The sequence below is a fragment of the Micrococcus sp. PSi08 genome (assembly GCF_054960655.1).
This window is the reverse complement of record NZ_JBHNYP010000018.1, coordinates 19,215-37,703: the sequence shown is the minus strand read 5'-3', so window position 1 is coordinate 37,703 and position 18,489 is coordinate 19,215. Positions and strand designations below refer to the sequence as shown.

Annotated in this window: 21 protein-coding genes; 8 read left to right on the top strand and 13 right to left on the bottom strand. The window is 75.3% G+C overall.

Going from position 1 to position 18,489, the window contains the following annotated elements; genetic code table 11:
- Positions 1-14: 14 nt before the first annotated feature.
- Genes ACFI33_RS07735 through pheS form a run of 3 tightly spaced genes read right to left on the bottom strand, consistent with a single transcriptional unit; the run spans position 15 to position 4,303 of the window.
- Positions 15-635, bottom strand: coding sequence for a 4'-phosphopantetheinyl transferase family protein (locus ACFI33_RS07735; protein WP_036337488.1), 621 nt, complete (start codon positions 633-635; stop codon positions 15-17).
- A gap of 2 nt (positions 636-637) precedes the next feature.
- A complete protein-coding gene (pheT, locus tag ACFI33_RS07730; RefSeq protein WP_078025580.1) occupies positions 638-3,217 on the bottom strand; it encodes a phenylalanine--tRNA ligase subunit beta in 2,580 nt (859 codons plus the stop codon).
- A 3-nt stretch (positions 3,218-3,220) separates the two neighbouring features.
- A complete protein-coding gene (gene pheS, locus ACFI33_RS07725) occupies positions 3,221-4,303 on the bottom strand; it encodes a phenylalanine--tRNA ligase subunit alpha (RefSeq protein WP_049147954.1) in 1,083 nt (360 codons plus the stop codon).
- Positions 4,304-4,389: 86 nt separating this feature from the next.
- Between pheS and ACFI33_RS07720 the strand changes: the two genes are divergently transcribed.
- Both ACFI33_RS07720 and ACFI33_RS07715 read left to right on the top strand, forming a co-directional pair.
- Positions 4,390-4,797, top strand: a complete 408-nt coding sequence (locus ACFI33_RS07720; protein ID WP_049147953.1) for a CHY zinc finger protein — start codon at positions 4,390-4,392, stop codon at positions 4,795-4,797.
- Complete coding sequence (locus tag ACFI33_RS07715; RefSeq protein ID WP_127445911.1) at positions 4,794-5,243, top strand: hypothetical protein; 450 nt, start codon at positions 4,794-4,796, stop codon at positions 5,241-5,243. Before ACFI33_RS07720 ends, ACFI33_RS07715 begins: the two co-directional genes overlap by 4 nt.
- Positions 5,244-5,288: 45 nt before the next feature.
- On the opposite strand, the gene ACFI33_RS07710 is transcribed toward ACFI33_RS07715, so the two are convergent.
- Positions 5,289-5,951, bottom strand: a complete 663-nt coding sequence (locus ACFI33_RS07710) for a pyroglutamyl-peptidase I (RefSeq protein ID WP_462623918.1) — start codon at positions 5,949-5,951, stop codon at positions 5,289-5,291.
- A 92-nt stretch (positions 5,952-6,043) separates the two neighbouring features.
- Here ACFI33_RS07710 and ACFI33_RS07705 point away from each other — a divergent pair, with 92 nt between their 5' ends.
- Positions 6,044-7,117, top strand: coding sequence for an Rv2578c family radical SAM protein (locus ACFI33_RS07705; protein ID WP_336575069.1), 1,074 nt, complete (start codon positions 6,044-6,046; stop codon positions 7,115-7,117).
- Between the two features lie 34 nt (positions 7,118-7,151).
- Here the strand turns inward: ACFI33_RS07705 and ACFI33_RS07700 are convergent, their stop codons facing one another.
- A complete protein-coding gene (locus ACFI33_RS07700; protein ID WP_462623917.1) occupies positions 7,152-7,664 on the bottom strand; it encodes a (deoxy)nucleoside triphosphate pyrophosphohydrolase in 513 nt (170 codons plus the stop codon).
- Positions 7,665-7,720: 56 nt separating this feature from the next.
- Between ACFI33_RS07700 and ACFI33_RS07695 the strand changes: the two genes are divergently transcribed.
- Entirely contained in the window at positions 7,721-9,043 is a 1,323-nt protein-coding gene (locus tag ACFI33_RS07695; protein WP_200969106.1) for an MFS transporter, read from the top strand.
- 142 nt (positions 9,044-9,185) lie between these two features.
- Positions 9,186-9,458: a GlsB/YeaQ/YmgE family stress response membrane protein gene (locus ACFI33_RS07690; RefSeq protein WP_020624693.1), complete on the top strand. Its 273-nt coding sequence runs from the start codon at positions 9,186-9,188 to the stop codon at positions 9,456-9,458.
- A gap of 112 nt (positions 9,459-9,570) precedes the next feature.
- Here the strand turns inward: ACFI33_RS07690 and ACFI33_RS07685 are convergent, their stop codons facing one another.
- The 4 genes from ACFI33_RS07685 to infC all read right to left on the bottom strand — a co-directional run bounded on the left by ACFI33_RS07685 (position 9,571) and on the right by infC (position 12,352).
- Positions 9,571-10,467, bottom strand: a complete 897-nt coding sequence (locus ACFI33_RS07685; RefSeq protein WP_098092372.1) for a TrmH family RNA methyltransferase — start codon at positions 10,465-10,467, stop codon at positions 9,571-9,573.
- A gap of 136 nt (positions 10,468-10,603) precedes the next feature.
- Positions 10,604-10,990, bottom strand: a complete 387-nt coding sequence (gene rplT, locus ACFI33_RS07680; protein WP_041105250.1) for a 50S ribosomal protein L20 — start codon at positions 10,988-10,990, stop codon at positions 10,604-10,606.
- A gap of 88 nt (positions 10,991-11,078) precedes the next feature.
- Complete coding sequence (rpmI, locus tag ACFI33_RS07675) at positions 11,079-11,273, bottom strand: 50S ribosomal protein L35 (RefSeq protein ID WP_002853699.1); 195 nt, start codon at positions 11,271-11,273, stop codon at positions 11,079-11,081.
- A 104-nt stretch (positions 11,274-11,377) separates the two neighbouring features.
- A complete protein-coding gene (gene infC / locus ACFI33_RS07670) occupies positions 11,378-12,352 on the bottom strand; it encodes a translation initiation factor IF-3 (RefSeq protein ID WP_462623919.1) in 975 nt (324 codons plus the stop codon).
- 376 nt (positions 12,353-12,728) lie between these two features.
- Here infC and ACFI33_RS07665 point away from each other — a divergent pair, with 376 nt between their 5' ends.
- The gene (locus tag ACFI33_RS07665) at positions 12,729-13,100 is read left to right on the top strand and encodes a DUF1844 domain-containing protein (protein ID WP_036313345.1); all 372 of its coding nucleotides are present in this window, start codon (positions 12,729-12,731) and stop codon (positions 13,098-13,100) included.
- 67 nt (positions 13,101-13,167) lie between these two features.
- On the opposite strand, the gene ACFI33_RS07660 is transcribed toward ACFI33_RS07665, so the two are convergent.
- Positions 13,168-13,644, bottom strand: a complete 477-nt coding sequence (locus ACFI33_RS07660; protein WP_462623916.1) for a hypothetical protein — start codon at positions 13,642-13,644, stop codon at positions 13,168-13,170.
- Positions 13,645-14,011: 367 nt separating this feature from the next.
- Between ACFI33_RS07660 and ACFI33_RS07655 the strand changes: the two genes are divergently transcribed.
- The gene (locus tag ACFI33_RS07655; protein ID WP_002854852.1) at positions 14,012-14,260 is read left to right on the top strand and encodes a WhiB family transcriptional regulator; all 249 of its coding nucleotides are present in this window, start codon (positions 14,012-14,014) and stop codon (positions 14,258-14,260) included.
- Positions 14,261-14,322: 62 nt separating this feature from the next.
- Here the strand turns inward: ACFI33_RS07655 and ACFI33_RS07650 are convergent, their stop codons facing one another.
- Genes ACFI33_RS07650 through ACFI33_RS07640 form a run of 3 tightly spaced genes read right to left on the bottom strand, consistent with a single transcriptional unit; the run spans position 14,323 to position 18,034 of the window.
- On the bottom strand, positions 14,323-15,831 hold the full coding sequence (locus ACFI33_RS07650; RefSeq protein ID WP_127445976.1) for a sensor histidine kinase: 1,509 nt from the start codon (positions 15,829-15,831) through the stop codon (positions 14,323-14,325).
- The gene (locus ACFI33_RS07645; protein WP_148408404.1) at positions 15,801-17,384 is read right to left on the bottom strand and encodes a nucleotide-binding protein; all 1,584 of its coding nucleotides are present in this window, start codon (positions 17,382-17,384) and stop codon (positions 15,801-15,803) included. Before ACFI33_RS07645 ends, ACFI33_RS07650 begins: the two co-directional genes overlap by 31 nt.
- A 2-nt stretch (positions 17,385-17,386) precedes the next feature.
- The gene (locus tag ACFI33_RS07640) at positions 17,387-18,034 is read right to left on the bottom strand and encodes an SAF domain-containing protein (protein ID WP_002854857.1); all 648 of its coding nucleotides are present in this window, start codon (positions 18,032-18,034) and stop codon (positions 17,387-17,389) included.
- A 225-nt stretch (positions 18,035-18,259) separates the two neighbouring features.
- Here ACFI33_RS07640 and ACFI33_RS07635 point away from each other — a divergent pair, with 225 nt between their 5' ends.
- A complete protein-coding gene (locus ACFI33_RS07635; RefSeq protein ID WP_002854861.1) occupies positions 18,260-18,484 on the top strand; it encodes a helix-turn-helix domain-containing protein in 225 nt (74 codons plus the stop codon).
- Positions 18,485-18,489: the final 5 nt, after the last annotated feature.

The window sequence follows — 18,489 nt, the reverse complement described above, 5'->3', positions numbered from 1 at the left end:
CCCGCGCGGTCGACTCAGCGGCCCCGCAGCGCCAGCGCCCCGAGGAGACCGCCCGGCAGCCGGTCGGTGAGGTCCACCAGCACGACGTCGGCCGGCACGGTCAGTGCGTCGACGGCGGCGGGGTCGCCCGTGAAGCCGGTGCCGGCGGCCTTCACGAGCGCCTCCTTCCGCGTCCACAGCCGGGCCCGCGCGGCGGGCCTCTCGGGGGCGGGAAGCTCCCGCACCCGGGCGCGCTCCGCCGTCGAGAAGCCCACCCCGCCCAGGCCGTCCTCGTCCGCGAAGGCCGCGGCGTCCGCCCGCTCGACGTCCACCCCGAGGCCGAGCCCGTCGGCGGGCCGTGCCGGCGCCCACCACGCCCCGATCCGAGCCCGGTCCTCAGTGCCGGGCATCCGGACGCGCGTGAACGAGACGAGGGCGACCCGGCCGGGGGGCAGGCCGGTCAGCGCGGGGACGCCGTGCGCGGCCGAGCCGCAGCGCGGGCAGGCGTGCCGGAGCCCGAGCGGCCCCACCGGCACGCCCCAGGCCGCCGTCAGGGCGGTGCGCACCTGACCGAGCAGCGCGGAGACGGCGTCCGCCGCCCCCGCCGAGGCGGGGACGGCCGAGGTCAGGCCCCACGGGCCGGTCGCGACGGACACGGTCAGCGCTGGACCGCCCCGTGCCGCTGCGCCGCGAGCGCGGTGGCCGCGGCGCGGGCCTCGGAGACCTCCTCCGCGGTGAGCGTGCGGTCAGGGGCGCGGAAGCGCAGGGAGAACGCGAGGGACTTCCGCCCCTCCGGCACGCCCGCGCCCCGGTAGACGTCGAACAGCTCGACGGCCTCGAGCAGCTCCCCGGCGCCCTCGGCGAGGGTCGCGCGCACGTCCCCGGCCACGACGGCCTCGTCCACCACGAGCGCCACGTCCTGCGTGCTCACGGGGAACGTGGACAGCGGTGCGGCGACCACGATCTCGGGGGCCGCGGCGCACAGCGCGTCCAGGTCCAGCTCCCACACGCTCGTGCGGGCGGGCAGGTCCTCGGCCTCGAGCCACTGCGGGTGCAGCTCGCCGGCGACGCCCACCACCCGGTCCCCGTGCTCGGTCACGACGACGAGCTCGGCCACCCGGCCCGGGTGGAACGCGTGGTGCCGGCCCTGCCGGACGGTCAGCTCGACGCCGAGGACGTCGGCCACGTCGAGGGCCCCGGCGATCGCGTCCTGCCAGTCCACCGGGCGGGGGTCGTGGTCCGGCCCGGGCGCCGAGTCGTGCCCGGCGTACAGACCGGCCACGTGCCACGGCTGAGCGGGGATGCCGGCCTCGAGGTCGGCGAGGACCTCGGCGGAGGGGTGGACCGCGCGCGGGGGGATCGTCGCCGAGCCCAGCTGCGCGCCGGGCAGGAAGACCAGCCCCATCTCGTACAGCGCCAGATCGCGGAAGCCGCGTCCGAGGTTGCGGCGCGCGGTCTCGACGAGGCCCGGCAGCAGCGACAGGCGCAGGTACCGGTACTGGGAGGCGATCGGATTGGCCAGGGCCACCATCGCCAGGGCCTGGCCCTGCGCGTCCGAGTCCGCCCCGAAACGCCGGTTCTGCTCCTCGGAGACGAACGGGTAGGCCAGCACCTCGGTGAGTCCCGCGGCCGCGAGCGCGGCCGACACGCGGCGACGCTGGGCCTGGCGGCGGGTGAAGCCGCGGCCCGGCGGGGCCACGGGCACCACGGAGGGGATCGCGTCGTAGCCGCGCAGGCGCGCGACCTCCTCGGCGAGGTCCTCGGGGATGCGCAGGTCCGTGCGCCACGACGGGGCGGTCACGGTCAGCCGCGGGGCGACGTCGGCGGCGGCCTCGGCGACGGCCACCTCGGCGCCCAGGGCGCGCAGCGTCTCCACGACCTCGTCGGTCGTGTACGCCACGCCCACCAGGGCGGAGGGGAAGTCGGCGGCCATCTCGACGACGGCCGGCTGCGGCCGCGTCCCGACGTCGGTGACCCCGGGCTCGGCGGTGCCGCCGGCGAGCTCGACGAGCAGCTGCACGGCCCGCTCGGCCGCCTCGTCGGCGATCTCCCAGTCGACGCCGCGCTCGTTGCGCTTCGACGCCTCCGAGGGCAGGCGGTGCCGGCGCCGCGTACGGGCGATCGACACGGGGTCGAAGTTCGCGGACTCGACCACGATCGTGGTGGTGGCGTCCGTGACCTCGGTGGCGGCCCCGCCCATGACGCCCGCCAGGCCGATGGGGCCGGAGTCGTCCGTGATGAGCAGGTCCTCGGGGTCGAGCTCGCGCTCCTTGCCGTCGAGGGTGGTCAGGGTCTCTCCGGCCCGCGCGCGGCGCACCACGATCTCGCCGGAGAGCGTGTCCGCGTCGTAGAAGTGCAGGGGCTGGCCCAGCTCCCACATGACGTAGTTGGAGATGTCCACCGGCAGGGAGATGGTGCGGATGCCGGCCAGGCGCAGGCGCGCGGCCAGCCACGGCGGGGTCGGGCGGGTCGCGTCCACGCCGGAGACCGTGCGGGCCACGAACCGGGTGGCCCCGGGCTCGCCGTGGATCGGCGCGTCGTCGTCGATGCGGACGGCCGGGCCGGCGTCGTCGGCCGCGGGCGGGTGGACGGCGGCGGCCGGGTCCGTGAAGGGCACGCCGGTGGCGTGCGCGTACTCGCGCGCGACGCCGCGCATCGAGAACGCGTAGCCGCGGTCGGGCGTCACGTTGATCTCGGCGGCCTCGCCGTGCAGGTCCAGGACGTCCCGGGCGTCGGTGCCCGGCTCGGGGTCGAGCCCGAGGTCGCCGAGCACGATGATCCCGTCCGTGCCGTCGTCGCCCATGCCCAGCTCCGTGCTGGAGGCGATCATGCCGGCCGAGACGTGGCCGTAGGTCTTGCGGGGGCTGATGCGGAAGTCGCCGGGCAGCACCGCGCCGGGCAGGGCCACGACGACCTTGTCCCCGACCTCGAAGTTGTGGGCGCCGCACACGATGCCCTGCACGCCGGAGGGCTCGATCCCCTCGCCGGTGAGCGGCTGTGCGGCGCCCTCGGGCACCACGCGCACGGAGCACCAGTTGATGGTCTTGCCGTTCTTCTGCGGCTCGGGCTCCTTGGAGAGCACCTGCCCGACGACGATCGGGCCCTGCAGCTCGGCAGCCGGACGGTGGACGTCCTCCTCCTCGAGGCCGACGCGGACGAGGTCGGCCATCACGTCCTCGGCACGGTGCTCCGCGGGCACGGGGACGAACTCCCGCAGCCAGTCCAGGGGGATGCGCATGGATCAGACCTCCATTCCGAAGTGCTGGGAGAAGCGGACGTCGCCCTCGATCATGTCGTGCATGTCCGGGACCTCGTTGCGGAACATGAGCGTGCGCTCCACGCCCATGCCGAACGCGAACCCGGAGTACTCCTCCGGGTCCAGGCCCGCGGCGCGCAGCACGTTCGGGTGCACCATGCCGCAGCCGCCCCACTCGATCCAGCGGGGCCCGCCCTTGGCGCCGGGGTGCCAGATGTCCAGCTCGGCGCTGGGCTCGGTGAACGGGAAGAAGTTCGGGCGCAGGCGGATGGCCGCCTCCGCCCCGAACATCTGGCGGGCGAAGTACTCGAGGGTGCCGCGCAGGTGGGCCATGGTCAGGCCCTTGTCCACGGCCAGGCCCTCGAACTGGTGGAACACCGGGGTGTGCGTGGCGTCCAGCTCGTCCGTGCGGAACGTGCGGCCCGGGCACAGCACGTAGGTGGGGGCTCCCCGCTCGAGCAGGGAGCGCATCTGCACCGGAGAGGTGTGGGTGCGCAGCAGCAGGTGGGCCTCGGCCGGGTCCACGAAGAAGGTGTCCTGCATCTCGCGGGCCGGATGATCCGGCGCGAAGTTGAGGGAGTCGAAGTTGAACCACTCGGACTCGAGCTCGGGGCCTTCCGCGATCTCCCAGCCCATGCCGACGAAGATCTCCGAGACACGGTCCATCGTCAGCGAGAGCGGGTGACGGGCGCCGACGCGGCGGCGACGGACCGCGGTGGTCACGTCCACCGTCTCCTCGCGCAGGATCCGCGCGGCCTGCTCCGCCTCGAGCACCTCGGTGCGGGCGGCCAGGGCCTTGCCCAGGCGGCCGCGTGCGGCGCCCATGAGCTTGCCGGCCTCCGCCTTGCGCTCCTTGGGCAGAGCGCCGATCGCCTTGTTCGCGAGAGTCAAGGGGGCCCGGTCGCCGGTGTGGGCCAGGCGGGCGGCCTTGAGTTCATCGAGGTCGGCCGCGGCCTCATATGCGGCGAGCGCGGCCTGCACAGCGGCCTCCACCGCCTCCGCGTCCACGGGGGAGATCTCCGCCACGGGCGCGGTGGGCTCCGCGCCGGTCTCGGGGCTGGGTGTCATCAGGGCAACGACCTTCGCATGGGGGACGGTGGGACGCCCGTCAGTCTAGTGTCCGCCCCGGGCCCGCTCGGCCTAGGCTGAGGCGCATGACCGCCCCGGACTCCCTCGACGGCACCGACCCGCTGCTGCGGGGCGTGGGCCTGGACGCGCAGACCCGCTGCGCCCATTACGCCACGGCGCGGGACGTCGTCGCCCTGCGCTTCGCCTGCTGCCCCGCGTACTGGTCCTGCCACCGCTGCCACGCGGAGCTCGCCGACCACCCGGCCGTGCCGGTGCCTGCCGGCGAGTTCGACCGGCCGCATGTGCTGTGCGGGGTGTGCCGCACCGAGCTGAGCGTGACCGCCTACCTCGCCCTCGAGGCCACCGCTGATCCTGCGTGCCCGGCCTGCGGGGCGCCGTTCAACCCGGGCTGCGCCGCCCATGCCCCGCTCTACTTCGACGTCCCCGCGTCCGGGTCCCCCGCCGGGGACGCCGATCCCGCGGCACAGCCATGACCGCGGCCCCCTCCCGGCCGTCGCCTCCGGCGCACGTGCGGGCGCGCGGGCTGTGGAACCTGCTGAACCTGGCGACGCCGCTGGGGCTGGTGGGCGCCGTCGTCGCCGGCTGCGCGCTGCGGCCCGGACCGCACGGGCTGATCGAGGCCCACGGCTGGACGCACCGGTTCCCGGGCGGGGCCGCGTTCACGGTCGGCGACGTCGTGTTCACCCGCCCCGGCCTGCGCATGACGCCCACGCTGTGGCGGCACGAGGCCGGCCATGCGGACCAGTACGCCCTCCTGCTGGGTCTGCCCTTCCTGCCGGCGTACGCGCTGGCGGCGGCGTGGTCGATGTGGCGGACCGGGGATCCGGCCTCGCGCAACGTCTTCGAACGACGCGCGAGCCTGGCCCTGGGCGGCTACATCGAGCGGCCCGTGGTCCGCGGCCTGCGGCGCCGCCGCTGACGGGCACGGGCGATCGCGCCGACACGGACCCGGGGTCCGGGGAGGTCAGTGCAGGGTGCCGCCGGGGACGTCGAGGTCGGGGCCGCCGGCCAGCGCCGTCAGGGCGGCCTCGGCCACCGCGCGCGCCAGGTCGGCCGCGGGCAGGGCCGGGGTGTCCGGCGTCGGGCGGTGCTCGGTGTCCCACGGCACGTGGATGAAGCCGGCGACCCGGGCGGTGCCGGGGCCGTCGAGGAGCGAGTACATGACGTGGTTGCACACGAACGCGCCCGCGGACAGGGACGGCTCCGCGGCGACGCCGGCCTCCCGGATCGCGGCGACGGCACGCTTGGCGGGCAGGGTGGCGAACAGGGCCGCGGGACCGTCGGCGCGCACGGGCCGGTCCACGGGCTGCTCCCCCGCGTTGTCCGGGATCCGGGCGTCCTGCAGGTTCACGGCCACCCGTTCGACCCGGACCGTCGCCGTGCCACCGGCCAGCCCGACGGCGATCGCCACCTCCGGCCGGACCCGGTCGAGGGCCGCGGTCAGGGCCGGCCCGGCCGCGCCGAACGCGCACGGCAGCTCGACCGCCTCGGCCGTCACACCCCGGTCCGCCAGGATGCCCACGGCGTCCCGCGCGGCGGCGATCGACGGGTTGTGGACATCGCCGCCGCAGGGCTCGAAGCCCGTGAGCAGGACGCGGGCGGCCGGGGCGGGTGCACGGGAGGTCATGGCGACCACGGTAGGCGCGTCTCGGCGCCCGCGCCACGCCCGGACTCGAACACGCTTGCGGGTCGATTCGAACATGTGTTCTACTTCTGGCCATGCGATGGGAAGCGCAGACCCTGCGGTCCGAGGGCGGAGCCCAGCGGGCGACGGCCGGCACACCGGCCGGCTCCGCCGCCCTGCTGCCGCTCTCGGACCTGCAGCGGAGTGTCACCACCCCGGAGTTCGCGGGCGTCACCTTCCATGAGGTGCTCGCCAAGACCGCACTGAACTCGGTGCCGTCCGCCTCGGCCATGCCGTTCCGCTGGACCGTGAACCCGTACCGCGGCTGCACCCACGCCTGCCGGTACTGCTACGCCCGCAGCACCCACACCTTCCTCGAGCTCGACGCCGGGGCCGACTTCGACCGGCAGATCGTCGTGAAGGTCAACGTCGCCGAGGTGCTGCGCGCCGAACTCGCCCGCCCCACGTGGGGCCGCGAGGCGGTGGCGTTGGGGACGAACACGGACCCGTATCAGCGGGCCGAGGGCCGCTACGCGCTGATGCCCGGGATCATCCGGGCCCTGGCCGATTCCGGCACCCCGTTCTCCGTGCTGACCAAGGGGACCCTGCTCGCGCGGGATGTGCCCCTGCTGCAGGCGGCCTCGCGCCAGGTGCCGGTGCTGGTCTCGCTGTCCCTGGCGATGCTCGACCCCGCCATCGCCGCCGCGGTCGAGCCGGGCACGCCGTCGCCGACCGCACGCCTGCGCCTGATCGAGCGGCTCGCCGCCGCGGGTGCGGACGTCACCGTCATGGCCATGCCCCTGCTGCCGTGGCTCACGGACGGGGACCGCGAGATCGACGCCCTCATGCGCGCGCTGGCGGACGCCGGAGCCGCGCGCGTCATGCCGGGCGCCCTGCACCTGCGGCCGGGCGCGAAGGAGTGGTACCTGGACTGGATCCGCCGCGAGCACCCGGATCTGCTGGCCGGCTACGAGCAGATGTACGCCCGGTCCGCCTACGCGCCCGAGTCGTACCGCCGCATGCTCACCCGGATGGCCGGGGAGGCCGCCGCACGGCACGGCCTGGCCCGCGGCGGCGCCCACGGCATCCGGCGCGAGGACGGTCCCCCGGCCCGGCGCCGGCCGGCGTCCCGGCCCTCCGCTCCGGCGGCGCAGCCCGCGCTGTTCTGACCGGTCCGCGGGGCGCGGCCGGCCGCGTGTCGACTCAGCGCCCCGCGGAGAACGCCGTGGCGGCGCCACGGAGCACCTCGGCCACGATCGGCCGGTCCGCCGGGATCCAGTCCAGGTGCCGCACGCCCGGCCCGGCGAGCGGCAGCCACGCCAGCAGGTCGTGGTCCTGGAGGGCTCGGGGTGTCGTCCCCTCCTCCGCCAGGACGCCCCAGAACACCCGCATCCGGGCGCCGTTGGCCAGCTCCCACCCGTCCGGCTCCGGCGCCGCCACCTCGGGGCCGAGCCGCACGGCGACCCCGAGCTCCTCCCGGCACTCCCGCAGCAGCGCCTCCTGGACGCCCTCCCCCGGCTCGACCTTGCCCCCGGGGAACTCCCAGAGCCCCCGCAGCGGGGCAGGCGCGCTGCGACGGGCCGCCAGCAGGCGGGTCGGCGCGGCCACATCGTCGAGCAGCGCGAGCCCCACGACCAGCCGCGGTCGCGCACCGTCCCGGGGCGACGTCGTCGGGCTGGCGGGGAGCACGGGGCGAGCAGGTGTGGCGGAGGTCATGAGCCCAGGCTAGCGAGGCCCCCGCCCCCGCAGACCGGAGTCCGTAGGCTGGGCGAGTGCCCACCCCCACTCCCGCCGCCGACGGCGCCCACGACCGTTCCCCCCGCGCCCCGCGTCCGACGCGCCCAGACCCGTCCGTCCCGCCGACCGCGCCGACGGGCCCGGGCGCGCTGCTGGGCGGCCGGCGCGTGCGTCTGCTGCCGGCCATCCTCGCGCTGGCCCTGGGCAGCTTCGCGATCGGCACCACGGAGTTCGCGATGATGGGCCTGCTGCCGCAGGCGGTGGCCGACCTCGGCATCGGTCTCGAGGCCGGCGGCGTGCTCATCTCCATGTACGCGCTGGGCGTCGTGATCGGCGCTCCCCTGCTGGCCGCGTCCTTCGCCCGCGTCGACCGACGGGTCACGAGCATCGTGCTGATGCTGCTGTTCGTCGTGGGGCACGTGGCCGCCTTCCTCGCCCCGGACATGGGGAGCATGATGGCGGCCCGGTTCGTGTCGGGCCTGCCCCACGGCGCCTACTTCTCCGCGGCCGCCCTGGCCGCGGCGGACCTCGCCGGGCCCGCCCGCCGCGGCCAGGCCGTGGCGTGGGTGATGGCCGGGCTGTCCGTGGCCAACGTGCTGGGCGTGCCGGGCGCGACGGCGCTCGGGCAGGCCGTCGGCTGGCGCTGGATGTTCGTCATCGTGGCGGTCTGCGCGGCCCTGTGCGTCGGGGCGACCGCGTGGCTCGTCCCGTCCGTGCCGGCCCCCGCGGGCGCCTCGGTCGGCCGCGAGCTGCGCGGTCTGGCCTCCGGCCGCCTGTGGGCGACGGTGGCCGTGGGCGTGATCGGCTTCGCCGGCATGTTCGCGCTCTACACCTACATCGCGCCGCTGCTCACGGAGGTCGCGGGCCTCGAGGAACGGTGGGTCCCCGCCGTGCTGGCCCTCTACGGCGTCGGCATGGTGATCGGCACGCTCGTCAGCGGCGCCCTCACGGACCGCGACCCGGTGGGCACCCTGCGCCTGAGCTTCGGGCTCAGCGCGGTCTCGCTGGCCGCCGTCGCGCTGACGGCCTCGTGGGCTCCGGTGATGATCGTGTTCCTCTTCTGCGTGGCCGTCAGCGGCTCCGGGATCGCCCCGTCCCTGCAGGTGCTGCTCGTGGACTCCGCGCCCACCGCACCCCAGCTGGCCGGTTCGCTCAACCACTCCGCGCTGAACATGGCCAACGCGATGGGCGCGTGGGTCGGGGCCGCCGCGATCGGGGCCGGTGCGTCGCTGCGGACCCCGCCGCTGGTCGGCGCGGGCATCGCCCTGGCGGGCCTGGTGCTGGCGTTCCTGCTCGTGCGCCGCGACGTCGCGGCGCGGCCCGGCGTCCGGGCTGACGACGGCGGCTCGCCCCGCTGATCGGCCCGCTCCCGGCCGGGGCGATCCTCGTGCGGCCGGGAAATCCCGAAAAAGCCGGGGCGCCAGAGGTGGCCCCGGACGAAAACCCCTTGCTACGTTCGTTCTCGTACGTCAGATTCGCAACCTGAAAGGAATCACTATCATGGGCTTCATTGGCTGGATCGTTCTCGGCCTCATCGCCGGTGCCATCGCTCGCGCCATCCTCCCCGGACGTCAGGGCGGCGGCTGGCTCGGCGCCCTCCTCACCGGCATTGTCGGTGCTCTCCTCGGCGGCTGGATTGCCTCCCTGGTGTTCAACATCAACGTGAACGAGAAGTTCTTCAGTCTGGGCACCTGGATCTTCGCGATCATCGGTGGTGTCATCGTCGCGGCCGTGTGGCAGGCCATCACCCGCCGCACCGGCACCCGCGCCTGAGCGAGCTGAGCGGCCCGGTTTCGACCCGGGAACGCGCAGAAGGGGCGGGGATCCACGTGGATCCCCGCCCCATCTGCGTCTCCGGACGGCCCGAGCCGCCTCGCCCGCGGCCTCAGCCGGCGCGCCGCGCCACCGCCATCGCGGACGAGTACAGGCACACCGTGGCGGCGGTCCCCACGTTCAGGGACTCCGCCGCCCCGTACAGCGGCACCGCCACCCGGCGGTCCGCCAGCGCGAGCTCGCCGTCGTCCAGGCCCTGGGCCTCGTTGCCGAACAGCCACGCGGTCGGCGCGGCGACCACGCCGGGGCCGAGGGCGTCGAGCCGGTCCGAACCGTAGCCGTCGGCGGCCCACACCTGCAGGCCTGCGGCCCGGGCGGCGGCCGCGGCCGCCTCTGCGGGGACGGCGGTGACCACGGGCAGGTGGAACAGCGACCCGGCGGTGGACCGGACCACCTTGGGGTTGAACGGGTCGACGGAGCCCGGGGTGAGGACCACCGCGTCCGCCCCGGCCGCGTCCGCGGCTCGGATGACCGTGCCGGCGTTCCCCGGGTCCTGCACGCGGCACAGCACGGCGGCCAGGCGCGCCTCCTCGAGGACCGCTTCGGCGGCCTGCGGCTCCGGCATCCGCGCCACGGCGACGATGTCCTGCCCCGTCACGGCGTCGGCCATGGCGGTGAGCACCTCGTCGCTGGCCTCGCGCACCAGGACGCGCTCACCACCCGGCGTCGGGCGGTCCCGGACGCGCGCCACGAGCTCGGCGAGCGCGGGGTCCCGGTCCACGAGTCCGCCGGACACGTACACCTGGGTCAGCACCCGCCCGGCGCGCCACTGCCCCGCGGCGGCCGTCGGCCCCTCCCCCAGGTGGGCGCGCAAGGCCTCGCGGCAGGCCTGCGGCCCCTCGACGAGGAACGTGCCCGTCCGGCGTCGGGCGGAGCGGCCCGCCAGGGCTGCCACCGCGCGCACGCGCTCGGCGCGGGGATGGGTCATCGGCTCGGCGTGCGGGGTCATGGGGTCTTCCTGGTCGGGGCTCGGCTGCGGGTGCGCAGACGCCGACGGGGCGGGCCTCGGTGGAGGACCCGCCCCGTCGGCGGTGGTGCTCACGCCTGGGGCGTGGTGGTGGGGCTCTCAGGGCCCCGGAGCCGGCTCAGCGGGAGACGGCGGGGGCGTTCACGTCCGCGGGCAGCGCCTCGCGGGCGGTCTTCACCAGCACGGCGAAGGTCGCGGCGTCGGAGACGGCGATCTCGGCCAGCATGCGGCGGTCCACCTCGACGCCGGCCAGCTTGAGGCCCTGCATGAAGCGGTTGTAGGTCATGCCGTTGGCGCGGGCGGCCGCGTTGATGCGGGTGATCCACAGGCGACGGAAGTCACCCTTGCGCTTGTGGCGATGCTGGTAGTTGTAGGTGAACGAGTGGAGCATCTGCTCCTTCGCCTTGCGGTACAGGCGAGACCGCTGGCCGCGGTAGCCGGAGGCGCGCTCCAGCATGGTCCGACGCTTCTTGTGGGCGTTCACTGCCCGCTTCACACGTGCCACGTGCGTACTCCAATCTGTGTGGTCCCCGGGGCGCGCACTGGCGCGTCACGGCCGAGGAGGAAGGGGTTCCGGCGAGGCCGGGGGGGTGTCAGATGCCGAGCATCCGCTTGATCTGCTTGATGCTGCCCTTGGAGACGAGCTGGTCGCCCTTGAGACGGCGGGTCAGGCGCGAGGACTTGTGCTCCAGGTAGTGGCGGCGGTTCGCCTGCTGGCGCATGATCTTGCCGGAGCCGGTCACGCGGAAGCGCTTCTTGGCACCGCTGTGGGTCTTCATCTTCGGCATGGCTGCCGTTCTCCTTCACTCATCGCTGCCGTGCGCGGCGCGCACGGCAGTGCTGGTCACCCCGGTCCGTCCGGACCGGGCTGGTCTGTGGCGACCCCGGGGGGTCAGGCCCGAGGACCGGGCTTGGGGGCACCGCCGCGGGGGGCGGCGGGCTTCGGCGGGGCCGGCATCGGCTTGGCCGTCGGCTTCGGAGCCGACGACGGCGCGGCCGGCTTGGCGGCGGACCGCGGCTTCGGCGTGGCAGCCGGCGCAGCCGAGGACTGCGGCTTCGGCGTCGCGGCCGGCTTCGGGGACGATGCGGGCGTGGCGCTGGAGGCCGGCTTCGCAGCCGGGGCGGCCGCGGCCGGGCGGGGAGCCGCCGGGGCCGGGGTCTTCGGCGCCTGCGTCGTCTCGGCCGGGGCCGCGGAGGCGTTCTCCTGCGTCCGGGCGGCCATGGCCTTCAGCTGCTCGGGGAACGCGTCCCCGACCGAATTCCGCACCGGGGCGGAGTCGGACGCCGCCTTCTGCGCGGCGCGCTCCTTGGCCTCGCGGGCGGCCTGGTCGCGACGCGAACCGCCGCCCTGACGCTCGCGGTGGCTCTCGGCCGAGTTCTTGCGCTGGTCCGCCCGCGCATCGGCCTTGGTGCGCAGCGGGCCGACCACCATCACCATGTTGCGGCCGTCCTGGCGCGGCTGCGACTCGACGGTGCCCAGCTCGGCGACGTCCTCGGCGAACTGCTGCAGCAGCTTGATGCCGAGTTCGGGACGCTGCTGCTCACGGCCGCGGAACTGGATGATGGCCTTGACCTTGTCGCCCTGGCTCAGGAACTTCTTGGCGTGGCCGGTCTTGGTCTCGTAGTCGTGCTTGTCGATCTTCAGGCGGAAGCGGACCTCCTTGAGGACCGTGTTCACCTGGTTCTTGCGCGACTCACGGGCCTTCACCGCGGCCTCGTACTTGTACTTGCCGAAATCCATCAGCTTGCACACCGGAGGCTTGGCCGTGGGGGCCACCTCCACGAGATCCAGGTCCGCCTCGGCGGCGAGCCGGAGGGCGTCCTCGACGCGGACGATGCCGACCTGTTCGCCGTTCGGGCCGACCAGGCGGACTTCCGGAACGCGGATACGCTCGTTGATGCGGGGATCGCTGATGGTGGTACTCCTCTGTGTGAGACGACGGGTGACCCCGCGCCCACCGGAGGGGCCCTCGGAAACGAGGAAGGCCTCCCCTGCGCGGACGCAGACGGAGGCCTCGACACGATCCCGTCGGACGGGACCCTCGGTGCGGGCTGCGCGCCACGACGCGGCGGTCCCGACCGGCGACCCGGCAACTCGGCCCGGGGCGAACCGGACATCCTGCTGACGCGGGTGGGAGAGAGGCCTCCACTTTGCTGCTCCTGGCCCGTGCATGCCCGCCCCGGGGTCACCGGATGACGAGGTCGTGCGCGGACCACGAGTGGTCTATGGGAAGCTTACCACCATGACAGACGAACGTCAGGCCCAGGACGCCACCCCCATGGACGCCCCCGCCGAGATCCGCGACATCCACGAGGTCCCCGCCGTCGAGGTCATCACGACCACCGCCGTGCACCTGATGACCGCCGCCGCCGTCAAGTGCGGCCTGGCCGACTCCCCCGACGCCCGCGAGCTCATCGATCTCGACGAGGCCCGCAAGCTCATCACGGCCCTCGCCGGGCTGGTCACGGCCGCGGCCCCCGAGATCGGCAGCCAGCACGCCGGACCGCTGCGCGACGGGCTGCGCTCGCTGCAGCTGGCGTTCCGTGAGGCCTCCCCGTTCCCGGACGCCCCGGGCAAGGGCCCCGGCGAGAAGTTCACCGGCCCGGTGAACTGACCACGGCCCCGATGACGACGACGGCGCGCCCCTGGCCGGGGGCGCGCCGTCGTCGTCGGGGCGGGGCTCAGGCGTCCGTCGAGGCCTCCGGGGCGGGGGTGAGATGCCGGGTGACCGGCGTCGTGAAGAGGGTGAGCAGCGCGACGCCGGAGACCGCGAGCAGCGGCCCACCCAGAGCGGCGGCGTCCACGCTGAAGAGCCACGAGGACAGGAGCACACCGAAGAGCTGGATCGCGACGGCGGCGCCGCGGCTCCACGCCCGACCGCGCAGCAGGGCGACGGAGGTCGCGATGATCCACAGGGCGAGCAGCGCGTAGATGACGATCAGCATCACGCGGGCGCCGGCCGGGAGCACCCCGTCCGCCGCATGCACCACCGCGTCCACGGCGAGCCAGAGGAGCGCGCCCGCCTCGACCACGAGCGCCGCGGCGACCACGAGGACGGCCACCGGCAGGCCCCGGCCGGGGCGGGGCGGGACCGTCGTCGCGTCGGCGCCCGACGACTCGGACGGGGCGACGGGGTCGGGGCGGCGGGACTGTGTCATGGGGCCTCTCCTGCGGGACGGCTGCGGGGACGGACGTGTCCCCCACGGTACGCCGGGCGGTGCGCGGGCCAGGTTCGCGGCGACGCGCCGTCCCGGGCATGGGTGTGACGAAGGACTCGCAGTGCAGCGAGGTGATGCACCTCATTCACCTCTTGTTCACTCGTGAGGGCCGTGCGAGGATGGCACGCGAAAGATTTCCGGGGGCCGCGTTCGTACGAAGGCGGTCCCCGTTGCAATGACCAGGGTCGCCCTCCGTATCGGTCGTGCCGCGCGTCGTCCGCGCAGGCCCCCGCGCCCGCCGCCGGCGGAGGCCGTGACCACCGGCGCCCGCGGGCTCCGGCTCTTCCGACAGAAAGTGAGCGGACCGATGGATTGGCGCAGTAAAGCAGCGTGCCTGGACAAGGACCCGGAGCTGTTCTTCCCGGTGGGCAACACCGGCCCCGCCCTCCTGCAGATCGAGGAGGCGAAGGCGGTGTGCCGCTCGTGTGAGGTCGTGGACACGTGCCTGAAGTGGGCCATGGAGTCCGGCCAGGACTCGGGCGTCTGGGGCGGCATGAGCGAGGACGAGCGGCGCGCCATGAAGCGCCGCGCCGCGCGTGCCCGCCGCGCCTCCTGACCCACCCGGACCACCGGCCCCGTCGACGACGTCGACGGGGCCGTCCTCAAGCCCGGCCGGGTTCACGTCAGGGGCAGTCGCAGCACGACGCGCGTGCCGCCGTCGTCGGACCGCTCCCAGCGCAGGGTGCCGCGCAGGTCCCCCTCCACGAGCGAGTGCACGATGCGCAGACCGAGCCCCGATCCCTCGCCCGCGCGGGGGGACTCCCCCGGCACCCATCCGTCGGGGGCGGCGGGGCCGCTGTCCGTCACGGACACGACCAGCACCGTTCCTGCGGGGGTCGACTCGCGGTCGGCGTGCAGGCCCACGCAGCCACCGCCCGGCGCCGTGCCGTGCTCGACGGCGTTGGCCGCCAGCTCATTGAGCACCAGCGCCAGCGGCGTGGTCACGTGGGAGGGCAGTTCACCGAACTCACCCGTGACCGCGACCTGCAGCGGCCTCCCGTCCCCGGACACCTCGACGGCCAGGCGGAACTGCCGCTGCAGCAGACCGTCCACGGGGACCTGGTCCTCGATCTCCTCGCTCAGCGTCTGGTGGACGAGGGCGATCGTGTCCACCCGCTGCATCGCCTGACGCAGCGCACGCTCCGCCTCGGGCGAGGACGTGCGCCGCGCCTGCATGCGCAGCAGCGATCCCACGGTCTGCAGGTTGTTCTTGACGCGGTGGTGGATCTCGCGGATGGTCGCGTCCTTGGTGAGCAGACGCTGCTCCTGGCGGCGCAGCTCGGTCACGTCGCGCAGCAGCAGCAGCGCCCCCTGCCAGCCGTCCGGACCGAGGAGGGGGACGGAGCGCACCGTCAGCGACGCCCCGCCGGACTGCACCTCCCGACGTCCGGCACGCAGCCCGGTGAGCACGGCCCACGTCCCCTCGTCGGTGGGCACACGGGCGGCCTCGGTGCTGGCCAGCACGTCGGTGAGCCGGTGCCCCTCGAGGGTCGAGGCGATGCCCAGCCGGCGCAGGGCGGAGACCGCGTTGGGACTGGTGAACTCGGCGACCGAGTCCGGCCCGAGCACGACGAGGCCGTCCCCCACCCGCGGCGTGCCGCCTGCCCAGAGGCCGGGAGGCTCCTCGGGCGCCGGCCAGCGGCCGTGCTGCATCATGTCCAGCAGGGTGCTGGCCGTCCGGCTGTAGTTCTCCTCGATCACCGAGCGCGCCGGCCGGCCGTTCGGGTCCGCGTGCGCGGAGACGACCGCGATGACCCTCCCGGCCCGGACCACCGGCCACAGACGCACCTGCAGCGTGCCTCCCGGGGCCTCGACGGGGCCGGCCCCCTCGGCCCGCTCCCCGCCGTGCCACGTCTGCCCGACGACGGCCCGCAGGTCCGCGCGGGCGCGCGAGCCCACGATGTCGCGGTGGAAGAGGGTGGGAGCGGTGAAGGGCCGGACCTGGGCGAGGGCGACGAACCCTCCGGCCTCGTCGCGGCGGGGCACGGGGCACCAGAGCACGAGGTCCGCGAGCGCCAGGTCTGCCACCAGCTGCCAGTCCCCCACGAGCCGCTGCAGCCAGGCGCGGTCCTCGTCCCGGATGTCCGGGTGCGACGTCAGGGGGTCCTGCGCGAGCGAACTGACCATGGGATCAGGGTACGGCGACGTGCCGGGCGGCCCGTGTCCGTGGCGTCGCGAGCGGCGTCGGAGGACGCGGCGGCGATGGCCTGTGGGGGCCGTGCGCGGTGCCGTCCGCGGCGGGCGGGGCGGGCGGGGACACCGGCCAGCGTGGCGAGGGCGCGACGCAGCGGGCTGTTCGGAGCGGCCTCGGCGAGCACCTGGCCGGCGAGCAGCGCGGGGTCCGCAGCGGCCGGGTCCCACGGCAGGAACGCCTCCAGCGGCGTGGCGGGCGAGGCGTAGCGGTTCCAGACGGCCTCGACCTGCGCGCGCGGGGCGACGCCGGCGGCCGCGGGCCGGAGCCGGTTGACCACGACGCGCAGCCGTGCCGCCGGGGCCACCTCCGCCAGTTCCTCGACCGCGCGGACCAGGCGGGGCAGCGCGACGGCGTCCGGCCCTCCGACCGCGATGACCTCGTCGGCCGCGGCGAGCGCCGCCAGGGTCGCACCGTTGCGCTGGGGGGCGGGCACGTCGAAGGACAGTTCCTCGTCCTGTTCGAGACCGAACCCGACGTCGACGACCACGCGGTCCCACCGTTCCCTGGCGGCCGCGATCAGCGCGGTGACGGCGGCGGGGCGCAGCTCCGGCCACCGGTCCACGCGGGTGAGTCCCGTCAGAACCGTCAGGTCCGCGCCGGCGACGCGGACGCGGACGCCCGCGGCCGCCAGGTCGGCGGCGCCCAGCCGGCCGTGGTCGGCCCGCCGCACGGCCCGCGCCACGCCGGCCGACTCCTCCGTCAGCCCCAGGTGCACACCGACGGCGGGGCCGTACGTGTCCAGGTCGATCAACAGCGTGTTCCGGCCGGCCACGGCGTGCTCGGCGGCGAGGTTCACGGCGACGGTGGTGCGTCCCGGAGCGCCGGTGGGGCCCCACACCACGGTCACCAGGGACTCCCGCGCGGGTCCGGCCGGTTCGCCCTCCTCCGGAGAGGGTGCGGGGTCGGCTCCCTCGTCCGCCGTGGCGGGGCCGCCGTCGGGCGTGGCCGCGGCGGGGGCGGCACCCGGCCCGGCGTCGTCGGGCTCGTCGGCGCCGCGCCAGGGGTCCGTGAGGCCGGGCACCTCGTCCGCGCCGAGCGTCTCCAGGGTGATCGGCAGGTCGTCGAGGTCCTCGGCGTGATCCAAGGCGTGGTCGGCGTCCTCCCCGTGCGAGGTCGCCGGCCGGCGGCCCTCCGCGGCCGCGCTCGCGGACTCCACGACGACGGCGGCGATCTGCTCGGGGTCGGCGTCGGCGCGCACGCAGGGCACCCCCATGCCGCGGAGGCGACGACGCTCGGCACGGACCTCGCTGAGCGCCGCCACGCCCACGGGTCGGGGCAGCCGGGCCGTCTCCTCCAGGAAGGCGGCGGTGAGGGACTCGGTGTCCCCGGCTACGAGGACCGCGTCCACGAGACCGGAGCGGGCGATCGCGAGCAGCTCGGCGAGGTCTTCGGCCCGGCGGAGGACCGTGATGTCCGTCTGGTGCCGCTCGAGCGGGCCGATGTGGTCCAGGCCCGGCTGGACGGTGGTGGCCAGGGCGATGCGCACGGTCAGCGCACCCCGTGGGCCGGCACGAGGGTGACCCGCGCGTCCTTGACCTTCGCGTCCACGATGCGCGGCAGGGTCTCTTCCGGTGCCAGCAGCTGCACCCGGGTGGTGCCCGAGCCGCCGAAGCCACTCTGCTCCGCCGTGACCTCGGAGATCTCGAGCGCCTCGGCCAGCCGGGCCGGGTCCGCATGGCCGCGGCCTCCCTCCGCGGGCATGGCCACCCAGACGTCCACGCGGTCCCCCACGCCCACGCCGGACGGCAGCGGCTCGTCCAGGGCCACCCCGACGGGACGACGGCCGTCCGGGTCCGCGTCCACCAGTGCCGCCGCAGGCAGCAGCTCGCCGGCCCGGACCGTCCCGGAGACCATCCGCCCCTCGGGCGCCGGAGCATCGGCGCTGAGGTACCGCTCGCCGGCCTCGCTGAGGTTCACCTCCACGGGCCGCAGGTCCCCGGCCGCGATGGGCGTGCCCGGGGGCAGGTCCTCCGCGGCCGTCCAGTACGCGGCGGTCCGCTGGGAGGAGGCGACCAAGGCCACGACGCCGGCGATCGAGGCGAGGACGAGCACGAGACCGACGAGGAGCCGGGGATCCCGCCAGCGGGGCCGGCGCAGACGGCCGCCCTCGGCGGACGCGGACATGGTCGTGGACACCGGATGTTCCCCCCTTCGGACCGGCCTCTCGGGCCGCCGCGGCCCCGGCACCCCGTCGGTGTCGGCCCCTCCGCGCTGCGCCCAGGGTAACCGCCGCGGCCGTGGATCGCCGGATCCGCCACGTACGCTGTGGAAAAGTGTCGCCTCCGGGTGTTCCCGGGGTTGAATGGGTCGACGTCGTGGGCCGACCGCGACCGTCCTGGACGCCTCGACCGAAGGAGCACCGTGCAGCGCTTTCTCACCCTGACCGATGTCGCGGAGACCCTGAACATCTCCGGTCAGGCCGCCCGCGCCCTGGTGCGCTCGGGTGAGCTGCAGGCCATCCAGGTCGGGGGCCGCGGCCAGTGGCGCATCGAGGTGTCCTGGCTCGAGGACTACGTGGAGCGTCAGAAGGAAGTGACGCGCGCCCGCGTCCGGGAGTGGACCGAGGCGGACGCGAAGGCCCGCTGAGCCCA